Below are 4,813 nucleotides of genomic sequence, written 5' to 3' on the forward strand. Positions count from 1 at the left end.
ACCGCCAGCAGCGAGTGGCCGCCGAGGGCGAAGAAGTCGTCGTCCACGCCGACGCCGCCGAGGCCGAGCACCTGGGCGAACAGGCCGCACAGGATCTCCTCCTGCGGGGTGGCCGCCCGGGTGGCGGGGCCTGCCGTGTGGTCGGGAACGGGCAGGGCGCGGCGGTCGAGCTTGCCGTTGACGGTCAGCGGCAGCTCGTCCATGGTCACCACCGCCGACGGCACCATGTGCCCGGGCAGCCGCTCGGCCGCGTACTCCCGCAGCACGGCGCCGAGCCCGCCCGTGCCGGCCTGTCGGGACGCGCCCGCACCGGCCCTTGCGGGGCCGGACGCATCGGGGTTCGCGGCTGCGTCCCTATCGCCCCGCGCGGGGGCGGGGACGACGTAGGCGACCAAACGGACGTCACCGGGCGTGTCCTCGCGGGCCACCACCGCGGCCTGCTCGACCAGCGGATGGGCGGCGAGCACGGCCCGTACCTCGCCCGGCTCGATCCGGAAGCCGCGGATCTTCACCTGGTCGTCCACCCGCCCGGCGAACACCAGCTCGCCCTCGGCGTTCCAGCGCACCCGGTCGCCGGTCCGGTACATCCGCGTGCCCGCGGGCCCGAACGGGTCGGCGACGAAGCGTTCCGCGCTCAGCCCCGGCCGTCCCAGGTAGCCGCGCGCCAGCCCGGCGCCCGCCACGTACAGCTCGCCCGCCACGCCCACCGGCACCGGCGCCAGGCGCTCGTCCACGACGTACACCTGCGTGTTGGCGATGGGCGTGCCGATCGGCACGTCGCTCGCGCCCGCCCGGCACCGCCACACCGCGGCGTCCACGGTGGTCTCCGTGGGGCCGTAGGAGTTGAACAGCTCCCGGCCCGGTGCCCACCGCTCGACCAGCTCGGCCTCCAGCGCCTCGCCGCCCACGTCGATGACGACGCCGGCGGGGATGTCCCCCTCGTCGAGGCCCGCGAGCACGGCGGGCGGGAAGGCGGCGTGCGTGATCCCCTCGCCGGCGATGAACGCCGCCAGCTCCGCGCCGAGCCGCCGGTGCGGGGGCACGACGACGAGGGTGGCGCCGGCGGGCAGGGCCAGCGCCCATTCGGAGCAGAACATGTCGAAACTGACGGACGCGAACTGCAACATCCGCGACCCCGGGCCGACCTCGGTCGGGTAGCGGCGGGCGAGCGCGTGCGCCGTGTTGGCGAACCCCTCGTGGGTGAGGACCACGCCCTTGGGCCGGCCGGTCGAGCCGGAGGTGTAGATCACGTACGCCGGGTGTCCGGGCAGCACCGGCGTCCCCGGATCCCCACCGGACAGCCCCCGCAGCTCCGCGACGGTCGCGTCCGAGTTGAGGACGACCAGTCCGGGCGCCGTGCGGGCAGTCCCGCCCGAGTCCACGACCGCGCCGGGGGCCATACGTCCTGTCCCGTCCGGTTCCGCGACCGCGCCGGGCACCGTGCGGGCCGTCGTGGTCGAGGCGAGCACCAGGGCCGGCGCCGCGTCCTCGATCATGTACGCGATCCGCCCCGCCGGGTACTCAGGGTCCACGGGCAGGTACGCGCCCCCGGCCTTCAGCACGCCGAGCACCGCGGCCATCAGCTCCACGCCGCGCTCCAGCACCAGCGCGACCACCGACTCAGGCCCCACGCCGCGCCCCGCCAGCAGCCGGGCGAGCCGGTTGGCCCGTTCGTTCAGCTCCGCGTACGTGACGGCGTCCGCGCCGCAGCTCACCGCGACCGCGTCCGGAGTCCGCGCCGCCTGCGCCTCGAACAGCTCCGTCACCGTCGCGGGGCGGACCGGGACGTCGGTGTCGTTCCAGGCGTCCAGCACCCGCTCGCGTTCGGCCTGGTCCAGCACGTCCACGGCGCTCAGCGGCAGGTCATGGCCGCCGTCCAGGGCCGCTTCGAGTGCGGAGAGCAGGTTGCCGGTGGTGGTGCGCAGCAGCGTGCCGACGGCGCGCGGGTCGATCGGCGCGACGGCGTCCACGGCCAGCGAGAGCCGGTCGCCGCTGTCATCGGCGTTGACGGTGAGCGGGTAGTTGTCGCGGTCCTCGGAGTAACGCAGCGTGATGCCCGCCATCGCGTCGTTCGCGTCACGCGATGGGCCGCTGTTGTGGCGGTAGTTGAACAGGGCGGTGAACAGCGGCGTGTCCCCGGTGACGCCGCTCGCCTGCTGCGCGACGGCCAGCGGCGCGTGCTCGTGCCGGACGAGCTCGGCGAGCTGGCCGCGCATCGCCCCGACCGCTTCGAGCACGCCCGTCCCGCCGGTGCGGACGCGTACCGGGAGGGTGTTCATGTACGGGCCCGGCACCCGGTCGGAGCCGGTGCCCGCGTTCATCCGGCCGAACAGCACCGACCCGAACACCACGTCGTCGCGCCCGGACAGCACGGAGAGCAGCCGGGCCCAGGCCACGTGCAGGAGCGTCGCCGGGCTGGCGCCGGCCCGGCGCGACAGCTCGCGCACCCGCCGCTCCAGCTCCGGCGGGAACGGCACGATCTCGCGTACGGAGGCGGTGCCGTGACCGCGCACGTCCAGCACGCCGTAGGGGGCGGTCGGCTCGGTGACGTCGCCGAGCAGGTCGGCGAAGTAGCGTTCGTGCTCGGCCCGCTCGACGGCGCCGCGCGCCTGGGCCACGAACGTACGGAAGGGCAGCGGCTCGGGCAGCTCGTCCCCGCGTCCGGCGAGGAACGCCCGCACCTCGTCGATCACCACTTCGAGCGCGGTGTGGTCCTGCGCCAGGTGATGCACCCGCACCAGCCCCAGCCATCGGGCGGTGCCGGGGACGGGCGTGACGTGGATGTCCATCAGCGGCGCGCGGCCGAGTTCCATGGTCCGGCCGACATGCGCGACCAGGCGTTCGGCGAGATCGCCTGTGCCTGGGCCGGGCGTCACCTCGCGCACGGGGAGCACCGCCCGCCGCCACACCGCCTGGACCGGCTCGCGCAGCCCCTGCCAGACGATGGAGGTGCGGTAGATGTCGTGCCGGTCGACCACCTTCTGCACGGCGTCGGCGAAGGCGTCCAGCCGGTCCCGCGAGTCGAACTCGACCACGGTGGGCTGCACGTAGGCGTCCTGGCCGTCCTCGGCGAGCAGGTGGTGGAACAGCAGCCCTTCCTGCAACGGCGCGAGGGGATAGATGTCGGCGATGTTGGCCGCGCCGCCCTCGACCGTGGCGGAGATCCGGTCGATCTCCTCCGCCGTCAGCTCGACCAGCGGCAACATCTCGGGAGTGATCGCGGTGGCGCCGGCCGGGATCGCGTTGTCCGGCACCGCCACCCCCGTCTCGCCGACCGACCGGGCCACCCCGGCCGGGGTCGGCGTCTGGAAGAACGAGCGCACCGACACCGACACGCCCCGCGCCCGCAGCGCGGCGACCGCGCGGATGGCCAGCAGCGACTGGCCGCCGAGGGCGAAGAAGTCGTCGTCCACGCCCACGCTCTCGACACCGAGCACCTCGGCGAACGCCGCGCACACCATCTCCTCGCGGGCGTCGGCGGGCCCTCTGCCGGTGCCGGCGGTGTATTCGGGGGCGGGCAGGGCGGCGCGGTCGAGCTTGCCGTTGGCCGTGCGTGGCAGCGCGTCGAGCACCACCACGGCCGACGGCACCATGTACTCGGGCAGCCGCTCCGCCGCGTACCCGCGCACCGCCTCGGCACCGGGCGGCTCGTCACCGGGCACCACGTAGGCCACCAGCCGCTTGTCTCCCGGTGTGTCCTCCCGCGCGATCACCGCGACCTGCCGCACTCCAGGACAGTCCGCCAGCACCGCGCTGACCTCGCCGGGTTCGATGCGGAAGCCGCGGATCTTCACCTGGTCATCGACTCGACCCAGGAACACCAACTCACCCTCGGACGTCCACCGCACCCGATCCCCGGTCCGATACATCCGCTCACCCACCACGAACGGACACGCCACAAACCGCTCACCCGTCAACCCAGCCCGGCCCACATACCCCCGCGCCACCCCACCACCTGCCACATACAACTCCCCCACCACACCCACCGGCACCGGACGCAGAAACTCATCCAGCACAAACACGCGCGCGTTCGCCACCGGCCCACCCACCACCGGACTCACACCACCGATCCGCGCCACCGCCACATCCACCGTGCACTCACTCGGACCATAAAAATTGAACCCCTCCACCTGAGCAGCGGACAACCCGTCCCACAACCCCTGCGACACCGCCTCACCACCCACACCCACCAACCTGAGCCCACCCCGCTCCAACAACCCCTCCCCCACCAGCACCTCCAAATACGACGGCGTCACCTCCACAAAATCCAGACCACCCTCCGCCACCCACTCCACAAACCGACCCGCATCCACCCACGACTCACCATCCACCACATGCAACTCATGACCCACAAACAACCCACCCAACTGATTCCACGACGCATCAAACGACACCGACGACGTCAACCCCACCCGCAACCTCTCCCCCAAACCCCCAAACACCACCCGCCCCAACCACTCACACAAACCCACCACACCCGCATGCCCCACCACCACACCCTTCGGCCACCCCAACGACCCCGACGTATACACCACATACGCCGCACAACCACCCCACACCACCACCCCAACAGACTCCCCAGACTGAACAGCCAACTCCGCCACAACCGCCGGATCATCCAGCACCACAACATCAACCACATCCCCCACAACCCCCGCCGTCACCGACGACGCCACCACCAACACCGCACCCGAATCCCCCACCATCCACCGCAACCGCTCACCCGCATACACCGGATCCAACGCCACATAAGCCCCACCCGCCTTCAACACCCCCAGCAACGCGACGACCAGATCAACCCCACGCTCCAAAC

At 72.5% G+C, this 4,813-nt stretch carries 1 protein-coding gene and 1 pseudogene; both read right to left on the minus strand.

The features are described 5' to 3' along the window. Nucleotides 1-3,821 (minus strand): non-ribosomal peptide synthetase (locus ABFX54_RS55905; protein WP_346115489.1); only part of this gene is annotated, 3,821 nt, incomplete at its 3' end. A 123-nt stretch (nucleotides 3,822-3,944) separates the two neighbouring features. Then, nucleotides 3,945-4,811 (minus strand): annotated as a pseudogene (locus tag ABFX54_RS57365) (AMP-binding protein); the annotation flags it as partial. Between the last annotated feature and the right edge of the window lie 2 nt (nucleotides 4,812-4,813).

The organism is Nonomuraea maheshkhaliensis, assembly GCF_039529435.1.
Lineage (GTDB): Bacteria > Actinomycetota > Actinomycetes > Streptosporangiales > Streptosporangiaceae > Nonomuraea > Nonomuraea maheshkhaliensis.